This window comes from Streptomyces sp. CB01881 (assembly GCF_002953255.1).
GTDB lineage: Bacteria > Actinomycetota > Actinomycetes > Streptomycetales > Streptomycetaceae > Kitasatospora.
In genome coordinates, this window is sequence record NZ_CP026498.1 from 11,300,420 (window position 1) to 11,324,742 (window position 24,323).

Annotated in this window: 22 protein-coding genes and 1 tRNA gene; 11 read left to right on the top strand and 12 right to left on the bottom strand. The window is 71.9% G+C overall.

Going from position 1 to position 24,323, the window contains the following annotated elements:
* Positions 1–384 precede the first annotated feature (384 nt).
* The 3 genes from C2142_RS38810 (at position 385) to C2142_RS38820 (ending at position 2,750) form a co-directional block, all read left to right on the top strand.
* On the top strand, positions 385–882 hold the full coding sequence (locus C2142_RS38810) for a phosphoribosyltransferase (RefSeq protein ID WP_148647461.1): 498 nt from the start codon (positions 385–387) through the stop codon (positions 880–882).
* A 241-nt stretch (positions 883–1,123) separates the two neighbouring features.
* Positions 1,124–1,828 carry a GntR family transcriptional regulator gene (locus C2142_RS38815; protein WP_148647462.1) on the top strand — a complete coding sequence of 235 codons (705 nt, stop codon included), beginning with the start codon at positions 1,124–1,126 and terminating at the stop codon, positions 1,826–1,828.
* Between the two features lie 58 nt (positions 1,829–1,886).
* Complete coding sequence (locus tag C2142_RS38820; RefSeq protein WP_148647463.1) at positions 1,887–2,750, top strand: hypothetical protein; 864 nt, start codon at positions 1,887–1,889, stop codon at positions 2,748–2,750.
* Positions 2,751–3,181: 431 nt separating this feature from the next.
* Here C2142_RS38820 and C2142_RS38825 read toward each other — a convergent pair whose 3' ends face one another.
* Positions 3,182–3,961 (bottom strand): NAD(P)H-dependent oxidoreductase, encoded by a 780-nt coding sequence (locus tag C2142_RS38825; protein ID WP_148647464.1) that lies wholly within the window; start codon positions 3,959–3,961, stop codon positions 3,182–3,184.
* A gap of 139 nt (positions 3,962–4,100) precedes the next feature.
* Between C2142_RS38825 and C2142_RS38830 the strand changes: the two genes are divergently transcribed.
* Positions 4,101–4,949: a helix-turn-helix transcriptional regulator gene (locus C2142_RS38830; RefSeq protein WP_148647465.1), complete on the top strand. Its 849-nt coding sequence runs from the start codon at positions 4,101–4,103 to the stop codon at positions 4,947–4,949.
* 238 nt (positions 4,950–5,187) lie between these two features.
* Here the strand turns inward: C2142_RS38830 and C2142_RS38835 are convergent, their stop codons facing one another.
* Positions 5,188–6,486: a pyroglutamyl peptidase gene (locus C2142_RS38835; RefSeq protein WP_148647466.1), complete on the bottom strand. Its 1,299-nt coding sequence runs from the start codon at positions 6,484–6,486 to the stop codon at positions 5,188–5,190.
* 161 nt (positions 6,487–6,647) lie between these two features.
* On the bottom strand, positions 6,648–6,818 hold the full coding sequence (locus tag C2142_RS38840) for a hypothetical protein (protein WP_153882869.1): 171 nt from the start codon (positions 6,816–6,818) through the stop codon (positions 6,648–6,650).
* On the opposite strand from C2142_RS38840, the gene C2142_RS38845 reads away from it, so the two are divergent.
* Positions 6,817–7,176: a hypothetical protein gene (locus C2142_RS38845; protein WP_148647467.1), complete on the top strand. Its 360-nt coding sequence runs from the start codon at positions 6,817–6,819 to the stop codon at positions 7,174–7,176. The two genes, C2142_RS38840 and C2142_RS38845, sit on opposite strands and share 2 nt — an antisense overlap.
* 4 nt (positions 7,177–7,180) lie before the next feature.
* On the opposite strand, the gene C2142_RS38850 is transcribed toward C2142_RS38845, so the two are convergent.
* The 6 genes from C2142_RS38850 to C2142_RS38880 form a co-directional block, all read right to left on the bottom strand.
* Positions 7,181–7,351 carry a hypothetical protein gene (locus C2142_RS38850; RefSeq protein WP_153882870.1) on the bottom strand — a complete coding sequence of 57 codons (171 nt, stop codon included), beginning with the start codon at positions 7,349–7,351 and terminating at the stop codon, positions 7,181–7,183.
* A 34-nt stretch (positions 7,352–7,385) separates the two neighbouring features.
* Positions 7,386–7,988: a hypothetical protein gene (locus C2142_RS38855; protein WP_241003086.1), complete on the bottom strand. Its 603-nt coding sequence runs from the start codon at positions 7,986–7,988 to the stop codon at positions 7,386–7,388.
* A 230-nt stretch (positions 7,989–8,218) separates the two neighbouring features.
* A complete protein-coding gene (locus tag C2142_RS42110; protein ID WP_346766428.1) occupies positions 8,219–10,237 on the bottom strand; it encodes a phosphodiester glycosidase family protein in 2,019 nt (672 codons plus the stop codon).
* Positions 10,238–10,453: 216 nt separating this feature from the next.
* Entirely contained in the window at positions 10,454–10,801 is a 348-nt protein-coding gene (locus C2142_RS38870) for a hypothetical protein (RefSeq protein ID WP_148647468.1), read from the bottom strand.
* Between the two features lie 146 nt (positions 10,802–10,947).
* Positions 10,948–11,574, bottom strand: a complete 627-nt coding sequence (locus C2142_RS38875) for an ester cyclase (RefSeq protein WP_148647469.1) — start codon at positions 11,572–11,574, stop codon at positions 10,948–10,950.
* 58 nt (positions 11,575–11,632) lie between these two features.
* Positions 11,633–12,007: a DoxX family protein gene (locus C2142_RS38880; protein WP_148647470.1), complete on the bottom strand. Its 375-nt coding sequence runs from the start codon at positions 12,005–12,007 to the stop codon at positions 11,633–11,635.
* A 116-nt stretch (positions 12,008–12,123) separates the two neighbouring features.
* Here C2142_RS38880 and C2142_RS38885 point away from each other — a divergent pair, with 116 nt between their 5' ends.
* From C2142_RS38885 to C2142_RS38895, 3 genes are all read left to right on the top strand, one after another.
* Positions 12,124–12,603: a MarR family transcriptional regulator gene (locus C2142_RS38885; protein WP_148647471.1), complete on the top strand. Its 480-nt coding sequence runs from the start codon at positions 12,124–12,126 to the stop codon at positions 12,601–12,603.
* Positions 12,604–13,572: 969 nt separating this feature from the next.
* Positions 13,573–14,616 carry a hypothetical protein gene (locus C2142_RS38890; RefSeq protein ID WP_148647472.1) on the top strand — a complete coding sequence of 348 codons (1,044 nt, stop codon included), beginning with the start codon at positions 13,573–13,575 and terminating at the stop codon, positions 14,614–14,616.
* 237 nt (positions 14,617–14,853) lie between these two features.
* Entirely contained in the window at positions 14,854–15,765 is a 912-nt protein-coding gene (locus tag C2142_RS38895; protein ID WP_148647473.1) for a phenylalanine 4-monooxygenase, read from the top strand.
* Positions 15,766–16,986: 1,221 nt separating this feature from the next.
* Here the strand turns inward: C2142_RS38895 and C2142_RS38900 are convergent.
* Positions 16,987–17,060 (bottom strand) — tRNA-Met (locus C2142_RS38900).
* Between the two features lie 637 nt (positions 17,061–17,697).
* Positions 17,698–19,062 carry an erythromycin esterase family protein gene (locus tag C2142_RS38905; RefSeq protein ID WP_148647474.1) on the bottom strand — a complete coding sequence of 455 codons (1,365 nt, stop codon included), beginning with the start codon at positions 19,060–19,062 and terminating at the stop codon, positions 17,698–17,700.
* Positions 19,063–19,594: 532 nt separating this feature from the next.
* Between C2142_RS38905 and C2142_RS38910 the strand changes: the two genes are divergently transcribed.
* Genes C2142_RS38910 through C2142_RS38920 form a run of 3 tightly spaced genes read left to right on the top strand, consistent with a single transcriptional unit; the run spans position 19,595 to position 22,166 of the window.
* Positions 19,595–20,023 (top strand): hypothetical protein, encoded by a 429-nt coding sequence (locus C2142_RS38910; RefSeq protein ID WP_148647476.1) that lies wholly within the window; start codon positions 19,595–19,597, stop codon positions 20,021–20,023.
* A 5-nt stretch (positions 20,024–20,028) separates the two neighbouring features.
* Positions 20,029–21,660 (top strand): alpha/beta hydrolase, encoded by a 1,632-nt coding sequence (locus C2142_RS38915; protein ID WP_148647477.1) that lies wholly within the window; start codon positions 20,029–20,031, stop codon positions 21,658–21,660.
* Complete coding sequence (locus C2142_RS38920) at positions 21,657–22,166, top strand: hypothetical protein (protein ID WP_148647478.1); 510 nt, start codon at positions 21,657–21,659, stop codon at positions 22,164–22,166. Before C2142_RS38915 ends, C2142_RS38920 begins: the two co-directional genes overlap by 4 nt.
* Here C2142_RS38920 and C2142_RS38925 read toward each other — a convergent pair.
* Positions 22,150–24,279, bottom strand: coding sequence for a HEAT repeat domain-containing protein (locus C2142_RS38925; protein ID WP_148647479.1), 2,130 nt, complete (start codon positions 24,277–24,279; stop codon positions 22,150–22,152). The genes C2142_RS38920 and C2142_RS38925 overlap by 17 nt on opposite strands.
* Positions 24,280–24,323 lie beyond the last annotated feature (44 nt).

Consider the following 24,323-nt stretch of genomic DNA (forward strand, 5'->3'; position numbering starts at 1 on the left):
GCCGGACCGGAGCGGCAGGGCGCGAACCCGTCCCGAGGGCGAGGAGAGTGCTTCCCGCAGCTCATGCGCGGTCACATAGGGCGCGTACACGCGACGCGGGTCCGGCAAGAGGCCGTCCGCCGGGGTGAGCACCTGGCGGCAGCGGTCGTTGGCCGTGCGGAACACGCCTTCCCAGGAGTCCACCTCGAACGGCAGGCCGCGCGCGATATCTGTCGCCGGCGCGGTGGCTGGGACCTGGCCACGAAAGTGGAGCCGCCATCGAGCGGGCCGGGCGGCAGGGGCCGGTCCAGTCCGGAGCAGACCGCCGGAGCACGAAAGTCCTCGCTTCCGACCGGGGCGTGCCGGTGCTCGCCTCCGGGCGGGCCGACAGGCACACTGAACGCTGTGACCGACGTGCGCGAGACGCTGGACTACCAGACATTCGGCCGGGCGGTACGCGAACTCGCGCAGACGATCGCCGACGACGGGTACGAGCCCGACGTGATCCTGAGCATCGCCCGCGGCGGCGTGTTCGTGGCCGGCGGTCTGGCGTACGCGCTGGACTGCAAGAACATCCACCTCGTGAACGTCGAGTTCTACACCGGCGTGGGCGCCACGCTCGACATGCCCGTCATGCTGGCACCCGTCCCCGATGCGATCGACTTCTCCGGCAGGAAGGTCCTGATCGCCGACGACGTCGCCGACACCGGCAAGACGCTGAAGCTGGTCCACGACTTCTGCCTCGACCACGTCGCCGAGGTGCGGTCCGCCGTCATCTACGAGAAGTCGCACTCCCTGGTGAAGTGCGAGTACGTGTGGAAGAAGACCGACGACTGGATCAACTTCCCGTGGTCGACGGAACCGCCGGTCGTCAGGCGCGACAGCCAAGTACTCGACGCCTGACAGCTGCCCTCCTGCGCCCGGCAGCGCGACCACCGCCCGCGGCCCGCCCTCCCCCAGGCCCAGGTGCGGGCGAAGTCGCCGAGATCGGCCCTGAGGGCCAACGGGGGCAGGCCGACGGTGGCGCGTTCACCGTTGAGCAGTTGCAGCGACATGGCCTCCGCGAAGGCCCATGTGCCACCCTCACTGAGATCGACCATAAAACCAATAATCGATTATCCATCTGATCGTCTATCATGCGGCCATGACCCAGACGACCCACACCGCGCCCCCGGCGGGGAAGCAGATGCTCTCCGAGCAGGTCTACACACACCTGCGGGATGCGATCATGCGCGGGGACCACGCCCCCGGTGACGCCCTCAAACCCCAGGAGCTCGCCAAGGAGCAGGGCGTGAGCCTGGCCGTCGTGCGTGAGGCGCTCGTGCGGGTGGTCGGCGAGGGCCTCGCCGACCGGCTGCCCAACCGCGGCTTCGCCGTCCCGGCCTTCTCCGACCGTCGCTGGCAAGAGATCGCGGAGGCCCGCCGGACCATCGAACCGGTCATGCTGCGCATGTCCGTCGAGCGCGGCGATGTGGACTGGGAGGCCCGCGTACGGGCCGCCCACCACCGTCTGGCCCGCACCCCGGCGTACGCACCGGAGGAGGGCAGGCACTACAGCAGCGCATGGGCCGAAGCCCACCGCCTGTTCCACCGCACCCTGCTGGAGGGGTGCGGCAACCTCGTCCTGCTGGAGACCTTCGACCGGCTGTGGACCGCGAGCGAGCTGGCCCGCCGCTGGTCGGCGCACCGCAACCCCGACCGGGACGGCCTCCTGGAACACCGCCGGCTGGAGGAGGCGGCCCTCGCCCGTGACGCCGACACCGCAGCCGGGGTCCTGACCCGGCACCTCACCCGGACCGCGGCCGGACTGACCGACCGCCCCCACCACGAGCCCACGAACGAAGCCTGATGCGCCTCGCCCACCCGGCCGCACGTCCACACCTGACCACTGACACCGGAGCCACGGCATGACTTCCTTCGAGGCGGGCGCGGGCCGCCGCTGCCACAACGCCGTCAGCCCCCTGCACGCATCGGTGTACTTCGCACCGGAGCCGGAGGACGAACTCGCGGCACTCGGGCTGGAGCGCGGAGCCATGGTCTACCTCGCGAGCCGCGCGGCACCGCTCGGGGCCGTCGACGCGGGCACCGTCACAGCGACGTTCTACAACTTCAACCACGAGCACGTGCAGCGGTACATCCCCGCCGCGTGGACCCTCACCACACCGGAGGAGGTGCTCACGGCACGGCTGCGCGGCGCGGACCGGACGCTGCAGCGGCTGCTCGGGAAGGAGTCCCTCGCGTCCACGGACATGACCGAGGCGGCCGAACTGGCGCTGCACGCCGCCGAAGCCTGCCGCCGGGAGGCACGGCCGCTGTACGCCGCCAACGCCGGCCTCCCCGTCCCCGAGGAGCCGCACCTGGCCCTGTGGCACGCCGCGACACTGCTGCGCGAGCACCGGGGCGACGGTCACCTCGCCGCCCTGACGATCGCCGGCCTGTCCGGCATCGAGGCGCTGGTGCTGCACAACGCCACCGGCACGGCACCGACATCGGCACTGTTCATGCGGACCCGCGGCTGGTCCGCGCAGCAGTGGGACACCGCCCGGGACCAGTTGCGCGAGCGCGGCCTGCTGGACGGGGAAGGCGACCTCACGCGGGCGGGCGCGACCCTGCGCGAGGAGACCGAGGTACTCACCGACCGCCTCGACGCCGCCCCGTACGACCACCTCGGCCCGGCCGCCACCGCACGCCTCACCGAACTGGCGGGCGGATTCTCCAGAACCCTCAGAGCAGCGGGCGCCTTCCCCGCGGTGCACTTCGGCAAGGGCTGAGAGCAGGAGCCGGCAGCCCCGCGCCTCCGCAACAGCCACGGCCAGGTGCCATGCAGCGCCGCGTGACCGTCCGGTTCCGCTGGACCCGCCGGCGCCGATCCGGCCCCGGCACCACTCGATCTCCTCCGCGCCCTCCGGCGACGGCCGCCACATCGACCTGATGGTCTCGGTGCTCAGCACCCCCGCCCGCTCGGGCCGGGGGCCGATGAACAGCAGGCCCAGGCCTGGCTGCAGGGCCTGATCGAGGGCGGCCGCCACGTCGAGGACGTCTACGCGGGCACCGGGCCACGGGTTCGCCGTCCCCGGCCGGTTCCGGTTCCGGCCGTGGAGCGGGGGTGCCCAGGGCCGGGAGCAGGTGGCCGGCCGCCCGTCACGGCCCCCGGCCTGCTCCCGGGTCCGCGTCCCGGCTCGTCCGGTTCCACCGCCGGTGGTCAGCCGCGCACGTGCAGCCCGAATCCCGTGCGGCCCGCGGGCTCCAGGCCCTCCTTCAGGTGCAGCGAGGGGATCTCGTAGTCGCCGAAGTTCTGCCGCCGGAACGCGATCGGCTCGGTCGACTCCAGGGTGAGCAGGCGCTGCTCCCAGGCCTTGGCGGCGTCCGCGTAGTCCTCGCCGGTCATCCGGTCGGTGCCGTGCAGCACGAACGGCGGCAGCACCTCGATGCCCGGGTAATAGAGGATGCCGTGGTGGATCGGGAACAGCAGGTCCTCGATGGGGCCGCTGATCCCGCGAGCGGCGTAGTGCGACTCCGGTCCGCCGACGGTCACCGACAGCAGGGCCCTCCTGCCCGCGAGGGTGCCTTCGCCGAAGCGCTCGCCGTACTTGGTGTCGCTGTGCTCGCCGACGCCGTAGGCGAAGCGGTAGGTGAACACCCGGTCCACCCAGCCCTTGAGGATCGCGGGCATCGCGTACCACCACAGCGGGAACTGGAAGATGATCGTGTCGGCCCACAGCAGCTTCTCCTGCTCGGCGAGGACGTCCGGGGTGAGCTCCCCGGCGTTGAAGGCCCGGCCGGAGTCCAGGGCGACCTTCAGCGGACTCGATGCGTGGGGGCCGTAGTCCGCGGCGTCCACGGCGGCCTTCCAGTTCATCGCGTACAGATCGCTCACCCGTACCTCGTGCCCGGCGGCCTCCAAGGTGGACACCGCGAGGTCCTTCAGCGAGCTGTTGAGCGACTTCGGCTCCGGGTGGGCGTGGACGATCAGCGTCTTCACGGGAACTCCTTCGGATCGGATGTCTTCGATCCTGGACGCCGCGGCGCCCGGCGTTCAGGGGCGCCTCTTCCGTCGGACGGGACTTCCTGGTACTGGCAGGACCACCCTTCGCGGGCACGGCCGAGGCCATACTGGGGGCATGGACGATCTTGCGGGCTTCCTGCGGACCCGGCGTTCCCGGGTCGATCCGGCGGCCGTCGGCATACCCGCCGACAGCCGCCGCCGGGTCGAAGGGCTGCGCCGCGAAGAGGTCGCGCACCTGTCCGGCGTCAGCGTCGACTACTACGTACGGCTGGAGCAGGGCCGCGCGACCCAGCCCTCCGAGCAGGTCCTCGACGCGCTCGCCCGCGTCCTCGGCCTCGACGAGACCGAACGCGGACACCTCTGCCGCCTCGCCCGGCAGCGCGGCCGCCGCGCGAAGACGCCGGGCGGCCGGATCCGGCCGGAGCTGCTGCGCGTCCTCGACCTGGTCGCCGGCGCACCCGCGCTGATCATGGACCACCGCCTGGACGTACTCGCCGGGAACCGCCTCGCCGGGCTCCTCTTCGGCCGCCCGATGCCCGGTCTGAACATCGCCCGGCACCTCTTCCTCGAGGAAGCCGAGTGCGGCCTGTACGCGGACTGGGAGAACTGCACCCTCGACGTGGTCGGGCACCTGCGCCTGGCCGCCGGCAAGTACCCCGCGGACCCCCGTCTGGCCTCGCTCATCGGCGAGCTGGCGATGGGCAGCGAGCGCTTCCGCCGCCTCTGGGGCCGAGCGGACGTGCGCGCCCGCACACATGGACGCAAGGCGTACCGGCACCCCCTGGTGGGGCTGCTGGAACTGCACCAGGAGAACTTCGCCCTGCCGGACGAATCAGGCATCGAGCTACTGGTGCTGTCCGCGGCCCCCGGCAGCCCCGCCGAGGACGGACTGCGCCTGCTCGCGGGCCTGGGTGCGGACACCGGTGACGCGCATCCCCCGGTGGACGCCCGGATCCGCGAGTAACCCGACGGCGCCCGCCCACCGCCGGAAGCGCCCCGAGACGGGGTGCCGCTACGGGCCGGGCCGAAGAAGGCCTGGCGGCCCGCCGCCGGGGTGTGCCCGGCCGGACCGGCTGCAGGCCCTCCAGCCCGTCGCACCCCGGCTCCAGGCCGTACCAGCCGGACTCTCCGGACTGCCGGCCCGCCCCCGAGCACCCGTTCCCGGCCGCGACCGAGGACGCCCCGGGTGCCGGCGGGGCCGCTCAGGGGGTGGCGTGGCGCAGGATGTCCAGCACCTCGTCGGTGATGGCGGCCTCGTTCCGTTCCAGGTCGGGTCCGGTGAGCTGGTCGGGCAGTGCGGGCAGGCCGGTCAGGACCGGGGTGTGCAGGTGGCCGCCCGGCAGGTCCGGGGCGAGTTCGAGCCGCAACCGGTTGGAGCGGTAGGCGACTTCGTTGGACAGGTACCCGCCGCCGCCCCCCGCCACGGCGCGCGAGCCGGGGGTCGGGCCGTCCTCGCGGTCGACCGGCCGGTCGCCGCCGGCCGGGATCTCGGTGACGGCGCTGTTCAGCCGGACCGGGAACGGCTGTTGGACGGTGGTCATCTCCTCGGCGGGCAGGGAGGTCGCGATGAACTCCGCGCCGGGGCCGAGGCCCGGGGCGGTGACCGGGTGGTCGCGGGTGCCGCCGGAGAGGGCACCGACGTTGTCCGGGTAGGGGTCGGCGGAGCGGGCGCGGCCTGCCCACGCCTCCAGGGTGAACAGCCCGGGATAGCCCTGGCTGATCGTGGTGATCTGGTCGCCGGCGCGCGGCCCGGGCGCGAGGCGCGGGCCGAAGGCGCGCTCGACGATGCCGCGGTCGAAGTCGCCGTAGCGCACCGGCAGCACGACGGCCCGGATCTCGGCCCGGGTGCCGTCGGCCAGGGTGATCCGCCGGCCGTTCAGCTGGAGGACGGCCGAGCCGGAGGGGTTGGCCCGGCGCAGCTCGGTGTCCAGGCCGAACGGGTCGAAGCCGCTGACGAACACCCGGCGCACGTCCGGGGCGCCGCTGAAGTCGTTGTCCCGCAGGCCGCGCGAGGCGTCCTCGAACCGCTGCCGCAGCCGGCCGGCGTCCACGGTGAAGTCGGGCCGCCACTGGGCGAGTCGGACGGTCATGGCCAGCCGGGCCCAGTACAGCGGGCGGTCGTCCCGGGCGGGCAGGTCACCGCCGGTGCGCCGGCCCTGGGCCCGGTTGACCGCCGCCCGCCAGAGCGCCTCGCCCCAGGCGTCGACCAGGCGCTCGGCCTCCGCGGCGCCGCGGGTGGCGCACAGCGCGGCCGGGAAGCGGTGGACGAAGTCGCCGAGGCCGGCTCGTTCGGTGAAGGCGGCGGTCCGCGCGTCCCGGAGCCGGGCCTGCTCGGGGTCGGCTCCCCCCTCGGCGGGGGCGTCGGCCAGGGTGTCGGCCGGCGCGGCGGTGGCCGTGGAGCAGGCGGACTGCGCCTGGGCCGGGACGGCGGTCGGGAGCAGCAGCGCGGCCAGCGCACCGGCGAGGGTGACGGCCAGCTTGGCGGGACGGGCGATGGTCATGAAATGTGACAGTACATGGACAGGTGATGGCCCACCAGACGGCCTCGCGGGCCGATCCCGATCGGCTGACGATTCACCGAGGGCTCCGGCGGCAAGCCTCCGCCGGGCAGGACGCGGGCCCGGTCCAGTGGTGCGGACCGGGTCCGCGGCAGGGGTCGGGTTCAGGCCTGGGCGGCCCGCCGCCGCATCTGGGCGGGGACGAGCCGGCGGACGCGCTCCGCGGCCCGGGCGCGGCACGACCGGCGGACGATCACGGCACGGACGGCCTGCCGCCGGTCCGCCTCGCGCAGCAGATCGGCCTCGCGCAGCTGGTGGAGCGAGTAGTGCAGCATGCGTCTGTCCTCCCGGACGGGGTGTGCTTTCGCCCCCACCCTCGTCCGCCGCAGGCCCCGGGCGCCTGAGGCGAGCGTCCCGCTGCGACCCCAGGAGTACCTGTGGCACCGGCCGGATGCGTTCGACTTCCTCGACCAGGCCATGCTGCCGGCTTTCACGCTGCCGCCGTGCGCGGTCCCGTTCATGCTCATCACGTCCGCCCTGGCCGGGCGGTCGGCGGTGTCGACGCCGGCCCTGCGGCTGGGTCCGAACCAGGAGGCCGCCGCCGGCCGGCCGTGGTCGGGCTCGCCGGCCGGGGCGCTGCGCGGCCCCTGCCGCATGTTGGCGGGCATGGCGAGTCGGGGCGCCCCGAGGTGAAGCGCTACAACTCGTCCGGGCCCGGGGTGGTGGCGGGAGCAGACGGCTCCTGCGGGCGCGGCGGCCGCTGGAGCCGGTCGGTGGTGGCGGCCTTGAGAGCGCCGAGGGCGGGGAGGACGTCCGCGCGCGGCATGGGGGCCGGGGCGCCGCGCCGGACGTGCCGGAGGTGCCGCACGCGGTGCGGCACCTCCGGCGTACGGGCGTCGGGGTCAGAGGCGGTTGAGGTAGTAGCCGCCGTGGCCGGTGCAGGCGAGCCCCGTGTAGGCGCCCGCGCGAAAGCCGGCCGGGATCGGCGAGTTGGGGCAGATGAGCAGGCCTCCCTTCGCGAGCTGGTGGTACCAGGCACCGACTCCGTTGCAGCCGGGGACTATGTAGCCGGTCACGACGTACCCCGGGACGATCGGGGAGCCGCCGCAGGTCCAGATCCCGTCCTTGACGAGGTTGTGCCGCCAGGCACCCACCCCGTTGCAGCCGGCCCTGACGTAGTCGGTGATGACGTACCCCGGGACGATCGGGGAGCCGCCGCAGGTGTAGAGCCCGTCCGCGGCCGGCTGCTGGTACCACGAGCCCCAGCCGCTGCAGCCGTCCTTGTTGAAGGCGGTGAGGACCCATCCGTCCGGGATGGCGGCGCCGGCGCAGGACCACTGGCCGGCGGCGGTGACGCCGGCCGGCCGGGCGGCCGCGTTCGACGTTCCGGTGACGGTGCCCGCGAGGACGAAGGCGGCGATGAGCGCGAGCGCGCCCAGGGTGGCGCCGATGCCACGGCGCACGACCGCGCCGGTCAGACGCTTCCACAGATGGCGAGGATGCATGGTCGGTTCACTCCAGTCCTGGCGGCGGGCATGCTCGATGCCCGCTGGTCGGGGGGATGGCCGAGCGTGGATCGGGCCTCACCTTAGTGCGGAGATCGTGCGGATATCCGATGCCTGGGCTGTGAAGGACTCAGCTTGGCCTGAACATGTCTAATCGTGCCCGGCCGGAGGCGGTCACGACGGGAGCTGCAGCAGGACGGCCATCCCGACGTGGCCCTGGCGAGCCGCCGTCAGCGACGCGCCGAGAAGATCGCGATGCCGTTGGGAACCGGTCTTTCCTGGTCGTGGTGGAGGTTGTTGCGGACGACGGCACGGCCGGTGGCGGGCGCCCGGGTGGCGATGGTGGCGGACCCTCCGCCGTCCAGATAGGAGGCCTCGGCGCAGCCCAGGGAGTGGAGGACACCAGCCAGTCCGCCGAGGGTGAGTCCGGTGGAGGTGCCGACGCGCCCGTCGGTGGAGAGCAGCCGCAGGGTGTGCCCGCCGTGGCCGATGCCGATGGCCGTGCGGGGTTCGGCGGTGACGTCGTCCAGGCCCGGCAGAAGACGGTGGTCGCGGATCAGCGGGTAGGCGCCGAGGGCGAAGGCGAACGGCACCGGGCTGCTGGAGGCGAGGCGGTAGTCGACCGCGGCGGGGGTGCCCGGAGCCAGTCCGCGCAGGGCCCGGGCGCCGGCTTCGCGGCCGAGCAGAACAGTGGTGTCCGGATCGATGGGGCCGGTGCCCGGTGCGTCGGAGACCGTCGCGATGCGGCCGTGGCGGATGGTCACCTCGTAGGTGTCGCTGGTGCAGGGGGCGGCCCGATCGTCGTCGGTCCCGCACGCGGCGCGTGCGCGGGAGACCTCTCCCCACTGGGAGGTGAAGGCCCCGATCGAGTCGACGGGCAGGGCGTACTGGTTGAGGCCGCCCAGCGCCAGTTCACTTCGTGGGGTGCGGATGTGACCGTGCAGCACCAGACGGTCCATCCGGGCCCTGCCGTCCACCCCCACACCGAACACGTCCTCATCGGTGTCACCGAGCGGCCTCGTCCGGCCGAAACGCTGCCCCTCGGGCACTGCGCCCTTCAGTGGCCGGCCGTTCAGGACCGACGGGCCGGAGGCGGCACCGGTCGCCTGGACGCCGGGGTGCTGCTCCTCGGTGATGTCGAAGAAGTCGCCGTTGATCGCAGCGGCGGCCCCGGCTTCCTCCCCCATCCGGGAGACCGTCTTCCGGGCAGCGACCGCGCCTGGGTAGAGCAGGTTGGCGACCACCCCCGGATGCTCCAGATCCGCCGTCACCACGTAGACCCGGGCACTTCCCTGCGAAGTGGGGACGGTGAACGCCTCGTAGACCACACCGGGCGCCACCTGCTCGCGCACCACGGCGGAACCGGCCGGGGCGGCGATGGCCTGGTGGGCCATGGAACCCGACCCCAGGGCCACCGGGACCAGGGCCAAAGCAGCGGCGGCGCTCGTGACAGACCTCATCAAGTCACTATGCGCGGCACTGGGCGGCATTCTGGCGCAGGCACGGCAACCGACCGTCAGGAAAGCACCCCCGCACCCCCTCCGGCGACCCGGGTTTTCAGGGCAGCGGCCCAGCACACACCCGCCGCCGCCTTCGCCGTCTCCCCCAGGCGCGACCTGCGGTGCTACGACGTCGCACCTCCGATGACCGAGGCGCTTGAGGACCAGTCTGACGGCTGCGACCGGGGTGGCCAGATCGGTGCCTGGACGGCTTACGGCCAGCCGCCGGACCAGCTCGGTTGGGGTCAGTGAGCGCGGTGCTTCGCGGACCTCAGCGGGCGCGGTGATGATCAGTGATTTCATCTGGTTGACGGTCTGGGTGCGGGCTTTGACGGCGCTGGCGCGTACGACACGCAGCCCGCGGATTGCCTCGACCGCGCCGTCGCGGTGCTTCGGCGTGCCGGTGGCGCGGCCGGCGAGTACCGCAGTGGCGGCGGCATAGGCGTCGATGGAGTCCGATTTCCCTGCCGCTCGGCGAGCTCGACGGTCGGGTCGGTCCACCTCGATGACGGCGATCTGGTTGGCCCGGAGGTAGCGGCCGAGTTCGGCGCCGAAGGAGCCGGTGCCCTCCATGCCCACGACCAGCACTCGGCCGTGGGACTGCAGCCATTCCAGCAGGTCTCGGTAGCCCGCAGGCGTCGTGGGGAAGGCCTCGGTGGCCAGGTGCCGGCCGATGGTGTCGATGACGGCGGCCTGGTGGACGTCGGTGTGGGTGTCGATCCCGCCGATCACCTCGATGGGCTGTGACATGGTGGCCGGGTTCCTTCCGTGCGCGGCGAGTGGGCTCGCGCGCACCGGCCGGCGGACGGACACGACTGTGATGGGACCACGTTGGTCAAGCTTCTATGAGGTCACGATCACCAGCCGGTACACGCGGTGGCACCGCTCGGGAAGGTCGACGATTCAGAGTGAGGACAGCCGAAGCGTCAATCGGGGATCTCGGAGCTTCCCGGTGTGCCCGCCTGATCAGCGGGCATGCTCGTGGCTGTTTCGAAGGGCGCCCACGGGCTTCCCGTAGGGCGAGTAGACCAACAAGTACCCGCCCGCCGGCAGGCAGCCCTGGACGTCGCCCGTGTACGCAGGGACTGTGACGGCCCAGCAGCCCGAGTACGCGGGGTCGGTGATCGGCACGGCCGGTGCACCGGTGTAGACGTAGGTGTGCCCGTCGGCCTGCGGTCCCACCCGCACGCACGCGTTCTGGCGGAACGACCGAGGGTTGTCGTTGGGGTTCCTGGACGTGACGAGATCGCCGAAGGCGCGGTATCCGTCAGGGGCCACCGCCCTCCACACGGCTTCGCGGGTGGGGCCGGTCACCGACCCGATCTTGTCGAAGCGTTCGGGTGGGCGCAGCAGGGGAGGACCGGCGTTCGGGTCGGTCTCCTTGATGGCCAGACACCCCCCGTCGTACTCCGGGAAAACCCGCCGACCTGGCGGTTCTCGCACCGCCGGGCCACGCGCGGTCAGGCGAGGCCGATCTCCTGGTAGAAGGTCCGGTTGTCCCAGAAGAGGAACTCCTCCTGCATCACTCCGTCCTTGTTCCAGATGCCGACCGTGACCATGTTGACGGAGAACTTCTTGCCCGTCGGCTGGATGAAGCCGCCCTTGCCGTCCGGCATGGGACGTGTGAAGGTGCCCTGCATGACGCCGGTCACCGAGGTCAGGTTGCCCTTGGCGATGCGGTTCGGGTGCTCGGTGATGCGCGTGTCCGGCGCCCAGACGAACTGGCTCTTCATATCGGCGATGTGCTGGTCGAGGCCGTCCGTGTAGTGGCCGTCGGGCCAGTGGACGCGGATGTTCTGCGCGTGGCTCTCACCGATCCGGTCCCAGTGCTGGCCGGAGTATTCGTTGAAGTCCAGGTCGTCGAAGGTCTCCAGGTTCTTGCGCTCCTCATGGGTCAGGTTGGTCGGCCAGGACGACTCGGCCTGCGAGGTGGCGGCCGGGTTGCCCAGCGGTTCCGGGCCGGCCGTGGCCGCGGACGCCAGGCCGGTTCCGGTGGCTACCGCGGTGAGGACGAGGGCGCCCAGGGCGGCGGCGCCCGCGCCCTTCAGGACGTTGCGGCGGTTGAGGACGTTGCGGCGGTTGATCATGTCGAAACTCCTTGTCTGCAAGATCACGCTGGGGAGAAGGGGGTAGAGGGGGTGCGGCTCAGAAGGCGTAGGGGCCGAAGCGGCCCCAGGCCACCACAGCGGCCAGGACGAGTAGCACCAGGGCGACCGGGAGCGCCTTCGCCTCCTTGCGGCGCAGGTGCAGCGCGACGGCGCCGAGCATGGTCGCCGCGAGTCCGAGGGCGGCCCAGGCCGCCAGGGCCGGCGCGATGCCGAGCACGGCCGGGACGATCAGCCCGAGGGCGCCGAGCACCTCGACGGCGCCGACCGCCTTGACCGACCTCGGAGGGACGTCCTCGGCCCAGGCCATGCCGGAGGCGGCCAGCTTCTCGCGCGGCTGGCTGATCTTCATCAGCCCGACCGCCAGGAACAGGAGCGCGAGGACGCCGGCAATGACCCACAGGGCGGTGTTCATCAGGGGACTTCCCATCCGTTGACTTGATGCTTCAAGTCCGAAGCTAGCCCGGCAAACTTGAAGCGTCAAGCGAGGAGGAGTGGATTTGGGTTGAAAGATCAAGCTAGGATGCGGTCATGGACGCGCATGAACCCCGCTGGCTGAACGCCGAGGAGCGGCAGACCTGGCTCTCCCTGGCCGCCATGGTGATCAACCTGTCGAACGCGCTGGACACCCAGCTGCAGCACGATGCCGGCATCAGCCACTTCGAGTACCAGGTCCTCGCCACCCTGTCCGAGGCCGCCGAACGCACCATGCGCATGAGCGACCTGGCGGTCCTCACCAACGGCTCGCTCTCCCGCCTGTCCCACGTGGTCAAGCGCCTGGAGAAGCAGGGCTGGGTGCGCCGCACCCCCGATCCGGACAACGGCCGCTACACCCTGGCCATCCTCACCGAAACGGGCTGGGAGAAAGTCGTCGCCACCGCCCCGGGCCATGTCGAGGAGGTCCGCCGCCTCGTCTTCGACCCGCTCACCCAGGCCCAGCAGCGCACCCTCCACGTGATCGGCCAGCGCGTCAACCAGGCCGTCGACCCCACCGGCACCTGCCCGCAGTGACGGTGCGCACCGCACGTCACTGCGGGCCGCCCCGCGGAAGGCTCACCGTGTCCTCGACAGCCGATCCCGTCGTACCCGCCGGCGCCTACGACGACATCCCGGTGGAGGCGAAGGCATGCGCACCCGGCGGACTCCTCGGTCAGTGCAGGTCCAGTCCCGGGTAGTAGCCGCGCTGGTACTCCGACAGACCGGAGGCGGCCAACTCGCCCCCGCCCCGGCAGACGGGGCAGACCCTCGTCGTGCCGCACTCCCCGCACCGACTCCGCGGCCGGTTCCGGCCGGGCACCCACCCGCGGCCACCGCACCCGGGACACCGGCCGAGGCCGTCGCACTCGTAGCAGAGGACGTAACCAGGCGTGACGGTCACCGGCGTCCGCACCGGCTCCGCCTCCTCGACCGGTCGCGGCGGGCACAGTGCCGGCACCGTCGGCAAGGGCACAGGCAGGCGGGTACGGCTGCTGAAGACGCCGAACCGCGCCGGCGATTTGGGCGTGGCACCCGGCCACCGAAGCCGTGCTGCGCACGGCGCGGCTCCCCCGGCCCTGGCCGGCGGTGGCGGCGATGGGCACGGCGTCGTCGTACTCGCGCCGGCCGTCCCCGTCGTTGTCGTGCCGCGTGACCGTCCACCGGCTGCCGGCCCGGCAGTCCGTGGACAGGCCGGCCACCGCCTCCTGCCGGTTGGCCAGGCCGACCGGTCCGGCCTCGGTGACGACCAGGGCGACCGGCGGGTACCCGGCCCGGGTGTGCCCCGGGTAGGCGCGGCGCCACCAGTGCACCGTGCGGTCGGCCGGTTCCTCTCCGGCGAGGGCCGGATTGTCGTCCCGGACCTTCATGCGGAATGCGGTGCTGCGGCCGGTGCCGGTGACGGGGGACGCCCGAAGGCCGAGTGACCGTCGGTGTCCAGGCCACAAGGCGTTCCGGGCCGCTTCGCCCGGTCGGCGTGTCCGAACGGGCGGGCATACTGGCGCCGTGCCAACCGCCGAGGAACCCCGCCAGCCCCCTTCCCGTGAGCCGGAGCCGATAGCGCCGGGCCGGGCGACACCCGACCCGTTCGAGGGACTCGTCCTGGACGAGCGTTTCATCGGGGACGCCGCCGTCAAGGAGCCGACCGCCCGGACCCGGATGCTCGCCGCGCAGTGGCGGAGGGAGCCGCCGGTGGACCCGGGAGGCCGCCGCTGGGCACCCGGGGCGGCCTCCGGCGCGGCCCGCTCAAGGTGGACCCGGCCCGGACGCCGGCGCACCGTGCTGATCGCGGTCACCGCTTTCGCGGCGCTGCTGGCCGTCGCGGTCGGGGCGGACCCGGCCGGTCTGCTGAACGGGGACGGCCTGGCGGCGCGCAACCCGCGGGCCGTGCCCGCATCGCCCCGGCCGACCGTGGACGTCGCGCTGCCCGGCGGCGGGGTCTCCGACGGCACCAGGTGCGGCACCAAGGGCTTCCACCACTTCGAACCGGCGCCCGCATCCTTCACCTTCGCCACCAGACCACAGCCGGACACCCCACTGCCAGGACCGCAACTCGTCCTCGGCTCCTACGGGTTCTCACGGACCTCGGCGAAAGACCCCGGACACTTCACCCTCGGCCTGCAGCTCGGCCCGGGCGTCGGCGACCGCACGCTGGACCTGTCCGCGCCACTCGGCCCGCAGGGCGTGGCGGTGGAGATCGAAGGCCCGGACGGCCTGGTCGGCGGGGCCCACGGCCTCCCGCTCACACGCGACGACGACACCCCGGACGACACCCCGTCCGACGCGGGCGGCACCGTCCACGTCGGACCCGAGAACGGCGCGTCCGTACAGGTGACCCTCCCGGCCGCGGCCCTGTGCCCGGGCTTCGACGGCTTCGCCGTCCAGCAACGCCTGACGGCACCGACCGACTCGCACAACACCATCACCGGCCAGCCGCCCTACCGGCTCACGGTCTCCATCTCCGACCCGGCGATCGGCATGCTGCGGCGCCAGACGGGCTCGACGGTGCCGGGCGACGTGCTGGCAACCGACAACCGGGTGCCCCACTGACCGCAGCCGCCTGAGAAAAGCTCCGACGACGCCGCACCGTGGCCGGTCCCTGAACCGTCCCGTGCGGCCCCGGCCGGAGAGGAAGACGAGGACTGCGACGGTCTCGGCTGGGACGACGAGGAGGACGAGGACGACCCGGCCGGGGCCGCACGGGCCTGCACGCACCCCGGGCACTCCAGCCGGTCCGGGCCGGAGGGCGGTCTGGAGGCACGGCACTCCACCTGTCAGGATCGCATCGTGGTCGACTGGGAGAACCTGACGCCCCTGAACGCGGACGGATCGCGACTGGGCGACGCGAGCCTGCACCCCGGGATCGCGGACCCCGCCTACGTACGCCGCCGGAACAGGATCACGGCGGCGGCCGCCGGTCACCGGGTGGGAGATCCGTACGGGCCCGTGCCCTACACCCCGGCCGAGCACGCCACCTGGCGTACGGCCCACGCCGCGGTACGGGCGGGGCAGGACAAGTGGGCCTGCCGGGAGGTCCTCGCCGCGCGGGCGGCCGCCCCGGTGCCCGCCGACGCCGTACCGCAGCACGCCGAGGTCTCCGACGCCCTGCAGGCCCTCACCGGGTTCCGCTTCACCCTGGCGGGCGGCATCGTTGCGAACAAGCGCTTCCTGGGCGCGATGGCCGAGGGCTACTTCCACGCCGTGCAGTACCTGCGCCACCCCGCGATGCCCCTCTACACGCCCGAACCCGACGTCCTGCACGACGTGTTCGGCCACGGCATCCACCTCGCCGACCCGTTCTCCGCCGACCTCTACCGCACGGTCGGAGCCGCGGCCGCACGCGTCGACTCCGCCGACGCCCTCGACCTGATCAGCCGCGTGTACTGGTTCACCCTCGAATACGGCGTCCTGCTCGAAGCCGGCCACCCGAAGGCCTACGGAGCGGCGCTGCTGTCCTCCTCCGGCGAACTCGCCCGCTTCACCCGCGCCGACCTGCGCCCGTGGAACCTCACCGAGGCCGTACGCCTGCCCTACCAGGTCGCCGGCTACCAACCGATCCTGTTCACCCTCGACTCCCCCGCCCACCTCGCCGACGTCCTCCACGGCTTCCTCGACGACTTCGACGAGACCACGCGCGACCGCCACCGGCTCCCCCCGCAGCCCGACCGCGGCTTCATGGCCCGCCCCCACAACCGGTGAACCCGGAACACGAACCGACGCCACTCGCCACCGGCCCGAAAACGGCGGGACACACCGATTCTGATCACGCCGTGCAGCACGGCGTCGTCGTACTCGCGCCGGCCGTCCCCGTCGTTGTCGTGGAAGGGGATGGCCTGCCATGAGCCCCGCCAACGGTCGGCGGACAGATCCGCGACGGCCTGCTGCCGGTTGGCCAGGCCGACCGGTCCGGCGTCGGTGACGACCAGGGCAACCGGCGGGTACCCGGCGCGAGTACGCCCGGGGTCCACCGGGGCACCGTCCGGTCGGCGCTCTCCTGGCCGGCGAGGGCCGGGCGTTGGCCCGGACCTTCACCGGCACCCCGTTCTCCGCCGCCTGGAGCACCGCGTCCGGGCGCACCCTGCGCTTGCCGTGAACCTGCGTCTTGCCGCCCAGGCAGATCACGAGCACCGACGACCCATGCCGCATATCTATACGAACCATGGCAAACTGGGCGTAAGTGATAGTGCTCTACAGAGGAAAATCACCCATGACTCATGGAGCCCACCCCCACGCTCCTACCGTCCGCGCGAACATCGACCGGGCCCGCGGCTGCGAAGAATGCCGCAGCTGGGGCACCGTGATCACACCCGAGGGCCGCCACGAGCTGTGCCCCAGGTGCCAGCCCCCTGATTAAGCACGCGACCTCCGATCTCTGGCCGGCGACCTCCAGGCCGCCTTCGACGACTTCGGCCAGTAGCCAACCCCACCCCCGCACACCCCGACCCAGGAACCCCTTGCAGGCGCCCTGAGCCGGAAGCAGATCACACTGGGCGCTTCCAGGCGGGGCAGAGCTTCTCATGGAGCAGCCGCAGCTCCCACCACGGATCCTCGAGCCTGTTCCGCTGCTTCTACTTCCGCTCCTTCGCGGTCGACAGCGGCAGCCGCAGCGGGCCGAGATCCTTCTTCTTACGGGCGGCGGCGCAGTCCGGGCACTCCGCGGTCTCTGGTGCCGCCTCGGTGCGCAACTCCCGCTCCGAACCCACCGCCCCGCCCAACGGGCCCTTACAGGTCCGGCAAGGCGGATCTCCCTCGCCGGGGAGGCGACCTACTCACTCCTTGGCCGGCTCACTGCCCGCTACGGCCTGGACGACACCGCTCTGTTCCCGTACCGGCAGTGACACGGAAAGCGGGACTCGGACACGAGGGCCAACGGACAAGGCCGGGGCCAGCGCACTCGTGCGCCAGCCCCGGCCTTGGTAGTAGCGGGGACAGGATTTGAACCTGCGACCTCTGGGTTATGAGCCCAGCGAGCTACCGAGCTGCTCCACCCCGCGTCGGTGACACCACCTTATGCGGCAACCGCTCCAATACGAAATCGGTTTCCCCCGGCGCTCCGGCTCGTCCTTGCCGACCCCGCCGCGGTCCCCACGTACCGCACACCGCCCCAGTGGAACAGACGCACCCGGCCGTCGTCGGCCAGGACCGCGCACACCCGCATGTGTCGATCCCGGCCGGGCGGGCAAACTCACCGGCGCCCCGGGGCGAGACTCACCACCCGGGGCGAAACTCACCAGTGCAGGTCAGCAGGGGTGGCGAAACTCCCCGGCGCAGGTCAGCGGCCTGCGCCGAGGGTGAGGCAGGGTCAGGAGCGGCGCCACCGGGAACCGCGCCGCTCCTCCTCGGCGGCCGCAGCTTCGGCGGCGGCCCGCTCGCGGTCGGCCCTCTCCCGGGCGCGCTGGTCGGCGGCGGCCTGACGGCAGTCGGCGCACAGCCCGTCGTCGCCCCGGGCGCCGGCCCGCAACGCGCATCTGCCACCGCTCGTCCGAGAACGGCATCGGGCAGCGGGTACAGATACGCCCGCGGCGGACCAGGGCCGTCCAGGTGTCCGGCGGAATCGAGACGGCTGCCCCTGCCACGGCTTCGCGTGGACCGGGCACAGCGCGGCGAGGACGTGGTCGCGCGCCGGCGTCGTCACGGCTTCAGTTTGTCGGCCTCCCGGACTTCGTGGAGATGGATGAGGACGTCGAAGGACTGGGCGATCGCGGTGGCGCGGGGCTTCTCGGGGAACTGCGTGCCGATGTTGAGCGTGGGCCGGGCGACGTTCAACCAGGCGCGCGCGGCAGCCGGGGCCTTGCGGACATCGAGGTAGAAGTCTCGGTAACCGACCTGGTCGAGGGTGTGCTCGTTCCTGCCGGGCTCGGCGGCGCCCACGGTGAACTTCTTCCAGTCGCCGCCGAGTGCGGCGTCCTTCGACAGGAAGGAGCCCTGGTTGAAGGTGAAGCCGATGGGCAGGTAGTCCTTGCCCATGGTGTCGCGCAGGAACGACCCCTGCGTCCTGGAGTACAGCTCAGGGTTGTCGGAGACGTAGCCGACGTGGTTGTTCTGCGCCGACACCAGGATCTTGTCGCCGGTGTGCTGCCGCCACCAGGCCACGTTCTGGGCCATCACCTCGTCCCGGAACAGCTCGAAGTCGGGCAGCGACGCGGGGTCGTTCGGGTCGATGGTGAGGAACCTGGCGGTCTGGGCGATTGAACGGGCGTTCTGCTCGACCCAGTCGAACGCGTCTCCGCCGGAGCCCTTCTTGCCGCTGACCAGTTCCAGGGCCTGCTGCGCCTTGGCTGCGAGCTGCTGGCGTTCCGCGAGCGGCTTGCCCAGGTAGGCGAAGACGTTGTCGATGGGCCGCAGGCCGGTGTAGAGGTCGTTGAGCCGCGGCAGTGCCTCGGGGTGGTTCTTCTGCACGTAGCCGGTCACCCGTGCGAAGAACGCGTCGTTCAACGAGGGGGCGCCGATGTCGTCGCCCATGAAGTGCACGGGGCGGTCGGGGTGGTGGCGGTTGTGGTCGCGCATCCACTCGATGAGGCTCACGAACTCCTCACGGTCCCAGGGCGAGTCGGCGAGGGTCTGCCTGGCGACACCGCGGGCGTCACCGCCCGTGCCGTTCTGGACGTAGTCGTCGATCTGGAGTCCCGCAGACCAGCTCAGCTCCAGGGCGAAGGTGGTGAAGCCCTTCTCTTCGACAAGGTGGCGGAAGACCCGCTCCTTCATGGCGAAGAACTCATGGGAGCCGTGGGTGGCCTCGCCGAGGCCGACCACCTTCGCGTCGCCGATCATCACGGACAGGGCTCGCAGGTCGGCCGTGTTCCCGCCGGGCTCGGTCGCACGCAGCGGGTGGGCCGCCCGTTCCAACGCCCGTACCGGATCCTGCATCCCACCGGCCGTGTAGACCGTGTCGGCAGCGGCCGCCTGGACCGCCACCGGGGCGAGGACCGCCCCCGCCACGGTCACCGCCGTCGCCAGCAGTCCCCGCCGACTGATGCGCTTGGGGTACTTAGCCATGCGTTCTTGCCCCTCAACTTGCGTATGACAACGTAAGAAGATCCTTTCCCGTGATCCCGTTGCCCCGCGCTGAGGGCAGCCACCGAACTCTTCCGGGGGCTACCCCCCTCCTCCAGGAGACGCACGAGTCCCGCTGCGGCCTGCTCAGCGTGGAGCAGCTCGTCGCCGTCCGGGTTGCCGAACGCGTCGGCGAGGGTGTGCCAGCCGGCGGCCGAACCGGTGCCACACCGGGGCGTCGGCCCCGTGGCGGCGCAGTAGCGGCAGGGCGGTGGCGACGACCGGGAGGTCGCGGGCGTGGATGGCGTCGTCGCCGTACCCGGGCGCGTACCAGGCGTCCTCGGAGGCAGCCTCCACACTCTGGAACCGTCACCCGGTCACCCCTCGGGGTAAGCGAACGCGTGGAGATCCACTGGCCGATGTGCCGCAATCCGTGCCGGCCTCGCACCTTCCCGCAACCCGACGTCACCAACTGGACACTGCTCGCATACTGACGATAATCAAAAGATCGTACTTTGACCCACGGGGGGAAACCGTGCCAAGTCCCTATGCGCAGCCCGCTCTCGGCGTCAACCCATCAGCACTGGAGGGTTGTGGACGAACCGCCCAGCACCTGGGCGGCCAGATACCGCTCGAGACGGCGAAGATCACCGAGCCCAACGACCAGGCCGCGTCGACGCTCCAGGGCTGGCTCACCGGGCCCGCGATCCACAACTGCGCCGCCGGCTGGAAGACGTTGCTGGACAAGCTCGCCGGCGAGATGGGCAGCGCCGGCACCAAGCTCACGACCGCCGCCGCCACCTACCGGCAGAACGAGCAGAACGTGTCGGTGTCCATGAGCGGCGTCACTGGTACCAGCACCTATCAGCCTCCGGCGAATGACCCGTTCAACACCGTCCTCACCAGTGACCTGTCCCCGGCCGCCGAAGCCCGCCGAGCCGCCGGCGCAGGAAAGGCACAGTGAAACCGATGGACATCGCCACCCTCAAGAACGCCAACATCAACAACATCACCACGGCGAAGAGCGCCTACGACACCCTCATCACCGCGTTCGGACAACACGTCGAGTCCTGGCAGCACGAGGTCGTCGACCGGCTCGGCCTATCGGTGTGGACCGGAAGCAGCGCAGACAGCGCCGGGGCCGAGTTCACGGCGATCACCACCAAGCTCCGGAACGCCAAGCAGGAACTCTCCTTCGTCAGCCGTGCCCTCGCCGACGCCGCCGAAGGCTTCGCAGCCGCCCAGGCACACCTGATCAGCGCTCTGGACGACGCCAGGACAGGGAAGTTCACCGTCGCCACGGACGGCACCCTCAGCTGGGACAACGAGCCCAGCTCCGCGAACTACGCCGGTGACAAGGCCGAGGAGACCGCCAAGGAGATCAGCCGACGGATCACCGCCGCCCTCAACGAGGCCGCCCACGCCGACTCGGAGATCGAACAGCGCCTCAGCCACCTCTCCTACAACGCGACCAGCGGCACCGGGCTGGACTCGGCCACCGTCAAGAAGGACCAGGACGCGGTCGCCGCCCGCGACGTGGTACCCCCGGCCGGGACCGACCCCGACACCGCGAAACGCTGGTGGGACAGCCTCACCGAAGTCCAGCAGCAGCGCTTCATCCTCAACCACCCCGACCAGGTCGGCAACCTCGACGGCATCCCGGTCGTCGCCCGCAACCAGGCCAACCAGATCAACCTGGCACGGACCAAGCAGGACCTCCAACTCCAGCTCAACCACCTGGGGCCCGAGCCCAAGCAGTTCAACGGATGGGTCAAGGGAGATCCGGTCCCGAACCCCGACTACGAAGAATGGCACCGCAAGCAGAAGGACCTGCAGGAGAAGATCGACTCGATCAAGGGCATCGAAAGCCGGCTGACGGGCGACAATCTGACGATGCGCGGCGCGCCGGCCTTCCTGTTGGGCTTCGACACCAAGGGCAAGGGCCGGGCGATCATCTCCGTCAACAACCCCGACACCGCCGACAACGTCGTGACCTTCGTCCCCGGCACCTCCTCCCGATTCGCCACAGCCAACGGCGACGTGGACAAGGCGGACGAGATGGCCAGGGCGGCCAAGATGGCGGACGGAGGCAAAACCACCGCCGCCATCACCTGGGTCGGCTACGACGCGCCCCAGAACGTGTACACCGAAGCGGGGTTTGACTCGTACGCCGAGAACGCCAAGAACGACCTGGCACGGTTCCAGACCGCCCTGCGCACGACCCACGAGGGCAACCCCTCGCACAACACCCTCATGGGCCACAGCTACGGAACCGTCGTCGTCGGCTTCACCATGCGCGAGCACAAACTGCCCGTGGACGACGTGATCCTGGTCGGCAGCCCCGGCGTCGGCGTCGACCACGCCAAGGACCTGAACATCGACCCGTCCCACGTCTACGTCGCCCGGGGCAGTGAAGACACGATGATCAAAAACGTGGCGAGCACCAGCCTGGCCTTCGGGCTGGACCCCGTGGACAACGACTTCGGCGCGCACCATCTGCAAGCCGGGGACAGCGACCATGGGCACTACTGGGACCCCAAGAAAGGCGCGGTGTACGAGTTCGGCAAGGTCATCGCCGGCACCCCCGGGGCCCTGCTGTGACGCGGCTCCGCGGCACCGGCATCCTACGCTTCATCGCCCCGGTCCTGGCCCTGCTCGCAACCGCCTGCGGGCCACCGGATGCCAAGCCGACCATGACCCGTGACCAGGCCAAGCAACGGACGGAGTCGTACTTCACCGACACCTTCGCCATCCTGCCCCAACCCGTGAACGCCGTCGCGGAACGAGACGGCGACGCGACCTGTTTCAAGGACGACGCCCCCTCGGAGAAGGACGGCCGAGTTATGGCCATGACGTCCCGTTACCTGCGCGGTATCCCGGCCGACCACCACGCGGCGACTTTCGATGCCTTCCGGGAACACCTCGTCCAAGCCGGTTTCAATGTCACCACCAGTGGCCCCGGCAGCATCTTCCTGGAGAACCCGAAAGACGGCTTCGGAGCCTCCATCCAGGACGGCGGCGACTGGGCCACCACCCTGACCATCGGCTTCGGTTCCCCCTGCGTGTGGCCCAACGGCACCAAACCCCCGCTCAGGCCAACTGGTTGATACAGGCCCGGCCGGCGCGCTGCAGTGCCTCGTCGTCCTCGACGCTCTTGAAGAAGCCGCCGCTGCGGCGGGCGAGGGCAAGTTCCGCGCGGATCCGGGGAAGGGCGGGCGCGGCGGCGGGGCCCATCCGCTGCAGGCACTGCAGTACGTGGTGGGCGGTCGAGTCGTTCTTCTCCCAGGCCTCCAGCAGCACCGGCAGGACGGCCTCTGCCTCGGCCGGGCCGCCGATGTCGTGGATCGCGGCGGCGGAGTGCACCCGGGTCCACTCGTGCCCGGCCTGGAGCATCTGCCGCAGGTGGGGCAGGGCCGCGGCCGCCGGCGCTCCGATCCGGCCGAGGACGTCGGCCGCGTCCTGCTGCTTGTGGGTGTCGAGCAGGTCGGTCAGCCGCGGCACGGCATCCGCGGGGTCGCGTTCGAGGGCCCACAGGGCTTCTGCCGCGGCGAGGCGCAGGTCGAGGTCCTCGGCGTCGGCGAGCGGCCGGACCGCCTCCAGGGCGCAGGCGGCGCCGGTGCCGAAGCGGGCCAGCGCGTGGAGGGCCGCGGCCGCGCCACGCCACTGCTCGTGCCGGACGCAGGCGGTGACGGCTGCGGTGAGTGCGGGTACGGCCGCCGGGTCGCCGAGCCGGCGAAGGGCGGCGACCAGCGCGCAGGCGTCCGACCAGGGCCAGTCCTGCGAGAAGTCCGCTTCGGCCAGGCGCCGGGACATCCTGGGCAGCAGCTCCCCGGCGGCCTGGGGGAGGTAGCCGGCGACCTGCACCGCGCGCCAGGCATCGGCGTCGGTGTCCAGTGCCGCCAACAGCCCGGGCAGGGCTCGCTCGTCGCCGAGGCGGGCCAGTGCCGTGACCGCCTCCTGGTGGGCCCGGCGCAGCAGCGGGTGCGGTGTGGCCCACACGGTCGGCCCGTGGGCGGCGCGGTGGGCTTCGACGAGGGCGGCGAGGGCCTCGCGGGCGGGTTCGGCGAGGGCGGCGGGGAGTTGGCCGAGGGCCTCGGCCGCTTCGGCGGCGGTGTAGGGGTCCTGGGGCAGCAGGCAGTCGGCGAGCAGGCGGACGAGGCCGGAGTGGTCGCCGCGCCAGGAGCCGATCAGGGCCTTGGCCATCGTGATGGCGTCGTACCGGGTGGCCCGGTCCGGGCTGCGGAGTTGGGCGGTGAGCAGGGCGGTGCGCTCGGGCAGCCGTGTGTCCAACACCTGGTGAAGGGTGGTCAGCAGCTCGGTGGTCGGGGCGTGCACACGGCCGTGCCGATCGAGGTCGGCGAAGACTGCGGCGAGCTGCGGCGGGACGCCCTGGTCCGGTGCCGGTGCGGCGGCGACGTCTGCGCAGGTGCACTGCCCGCAGTCGGCCGGCCGGGCGTCGGCCTCGACCTCGGGCGCGGGCTCGGGTGTGAGCTGCTGGAGCAGGTCGGTCGCCGTCGGGACGAGGCCGGCGTCGATCACCTCCGGTGTGCAGACGGCCCGGTGGACGAGGGCGGCGAGCCGGATGTCGGCGGCCGGCGCCGGGTCCGTGGCCAGGGTGGCGAGCCAGGTCGTCACCGGGCCGAGCGCGGCCGGCAGTCGCCGGGCCAGCGTCGCGGCCGCCTCGACGACCAGCAGCCGCTCCACGGTGCCGCTCTCGGCCGCCAGCCGCTCACGCAGCAGGGCGAACGCCCGGTCGGCGTCATCGAGAAACAGCCCCAGGGCTGGGACGGCGGCCTGCCGCACCTGCGGATCCGGGTCCGCCGCGTGCCGGACGAAGTCCTCGGCACGCTCACGCATCTGAGGCACGACATCCGCATGGGGCGTCGACGCGTGACCGGACGGGCTGTAGTAGACGCCGTCGGGGTCGCAGTCCAGCGCCGCGCTGCCGATGCTGAGCAGGAGCCGGATGACAGCCGCGCGGTCGGGCACCCGGGGATCGTCGGCGAGCGCGAGAAGGAACGGCAGGCTCGCTGCCGTGCACGAGTAGACGTCGCCCTGGTGGTGGGCCGAGCCGTAGAAGCTGCTGAAGGCCCTCTCCCGGACGCCGGGGTCGGGCGAGGCCATCTGCTCCAGCCACAGCGGGACTTCGTCGGCCGGGCCGTAGGCGTGCCCCATGGACGCCCAGTCGACGCGGTCGATGCCCTCAAGATCGTTGATCATGGGTCGCACAGTGACACGGGGCACTGACACTGCCACCAGTGCAC

What these genes read in the sequence shown, in the direction of transcription:
- C2142_RS38815 (WP_148647462.1), top strand. Translation starts at nt 1,124, where the DNA reads ATGACCCAGACGACCCACACCGCGCCCCCGGCGGGGAAGCAGATGCTC.
- C2142_RS38820 (WP_148647463.1), top strand. Translation starts at nt 1,887, where the DNA reads ATGACTTCCTTCGAGGCGGGCGCGGGCCGCCGCTGCCACAACGCCGTC.
- C2142_RS38830 (WP_148647465.1), top strand. Translation starts at nt 4,101, where the DNA reads ATGGACGATCTTGCGGGCTTCCTGCGGACCCGGCGTTCCCGGGTCGAT.
- C2142_RS38835 (WP_148647466.1), bottom strand. Translation starts at nt 6,486, where the DNA reads ATGACCATCGCCCGTCCCGCCAAGCTGGCCGTCACCCTCGCCGGTGCG.
- C2142_RS38845 (WP_148647467.1), top strand. Translation starts at nt 6,817, where the DNA reads ATGCGTCTGTCCTCCCGGACGGGGTGTGCTTTCGCCCCCACCCTCGTC.
- C2142_RS38840 (WP_153882869.1), bottom strand. Translation starts at nt 6,818, where the DNA reads ATGCTGCACTACTCGCTCCACCAGCTGCGCGAGGCCGATCTGCTGCGC.
- C2142_RS38855 (WP_241003086.1), bottom strand. Translation starts at nt 7,988, where the DNA reads ATGCATCCTCGCCATCTGTGGAAGCGTCTGACCGGCGCGGTCGTGCGC.
- C2142_RS42110 (WP_346766428.1), bottom strand. Translation starts at nt 10,237, where the DNA reads ATGTCACAGCCCATCGAGGTGATCGGCGGGATCGACACCCACACCGAC.
- C2142_RS38875 (WP_148647469.1), bottom strand. Translation starts at nt 11,574, where the DNA reads ATGATCAACCGCCGCAACGTCCTCAACCGCCGCAACGTCCTGAAGGGC.
- C2142_RS38880 (WP_148647470.1), bottom strand. Translation starts at nt 12,007, where the DNA reads ATGAACACCGCCCTGTGGGTCATTGCCGGCGTCCTCGCGCTCCTGTTC.
- C2142_RS38885 (WP_148647471.1), top strand. Translation starts at nt 12,124, where the DNA reads ATGGACGCGCATGAACCCCGCTGGCTGAACGCCGAGGAGCGGCAGACC.
- C2142_RS38905 (WP_148647474.1), bottom strand. Translation starts at nt 19,062, where the DNA reads ATGGCTAAGTACCCCAAGCGCATCAGTCGGCGGGGACTGCTGGCGACG.
- C2142_RS38915 (WP_148647477.1), top strand. Translation starts at nt 20,029, where the DNA reads ATGGACATCGCCACCCTCAAGAACGCCAACATCAACAACATCACCACG.
- C2142_RS38925 (WP_148647479.1), bottom strand. Translation starts at nt 24,279, where the DNA reads ATGATCAACGATCTTGAGGGCATCGACCGCGTCGACTGGGCGTCCATG.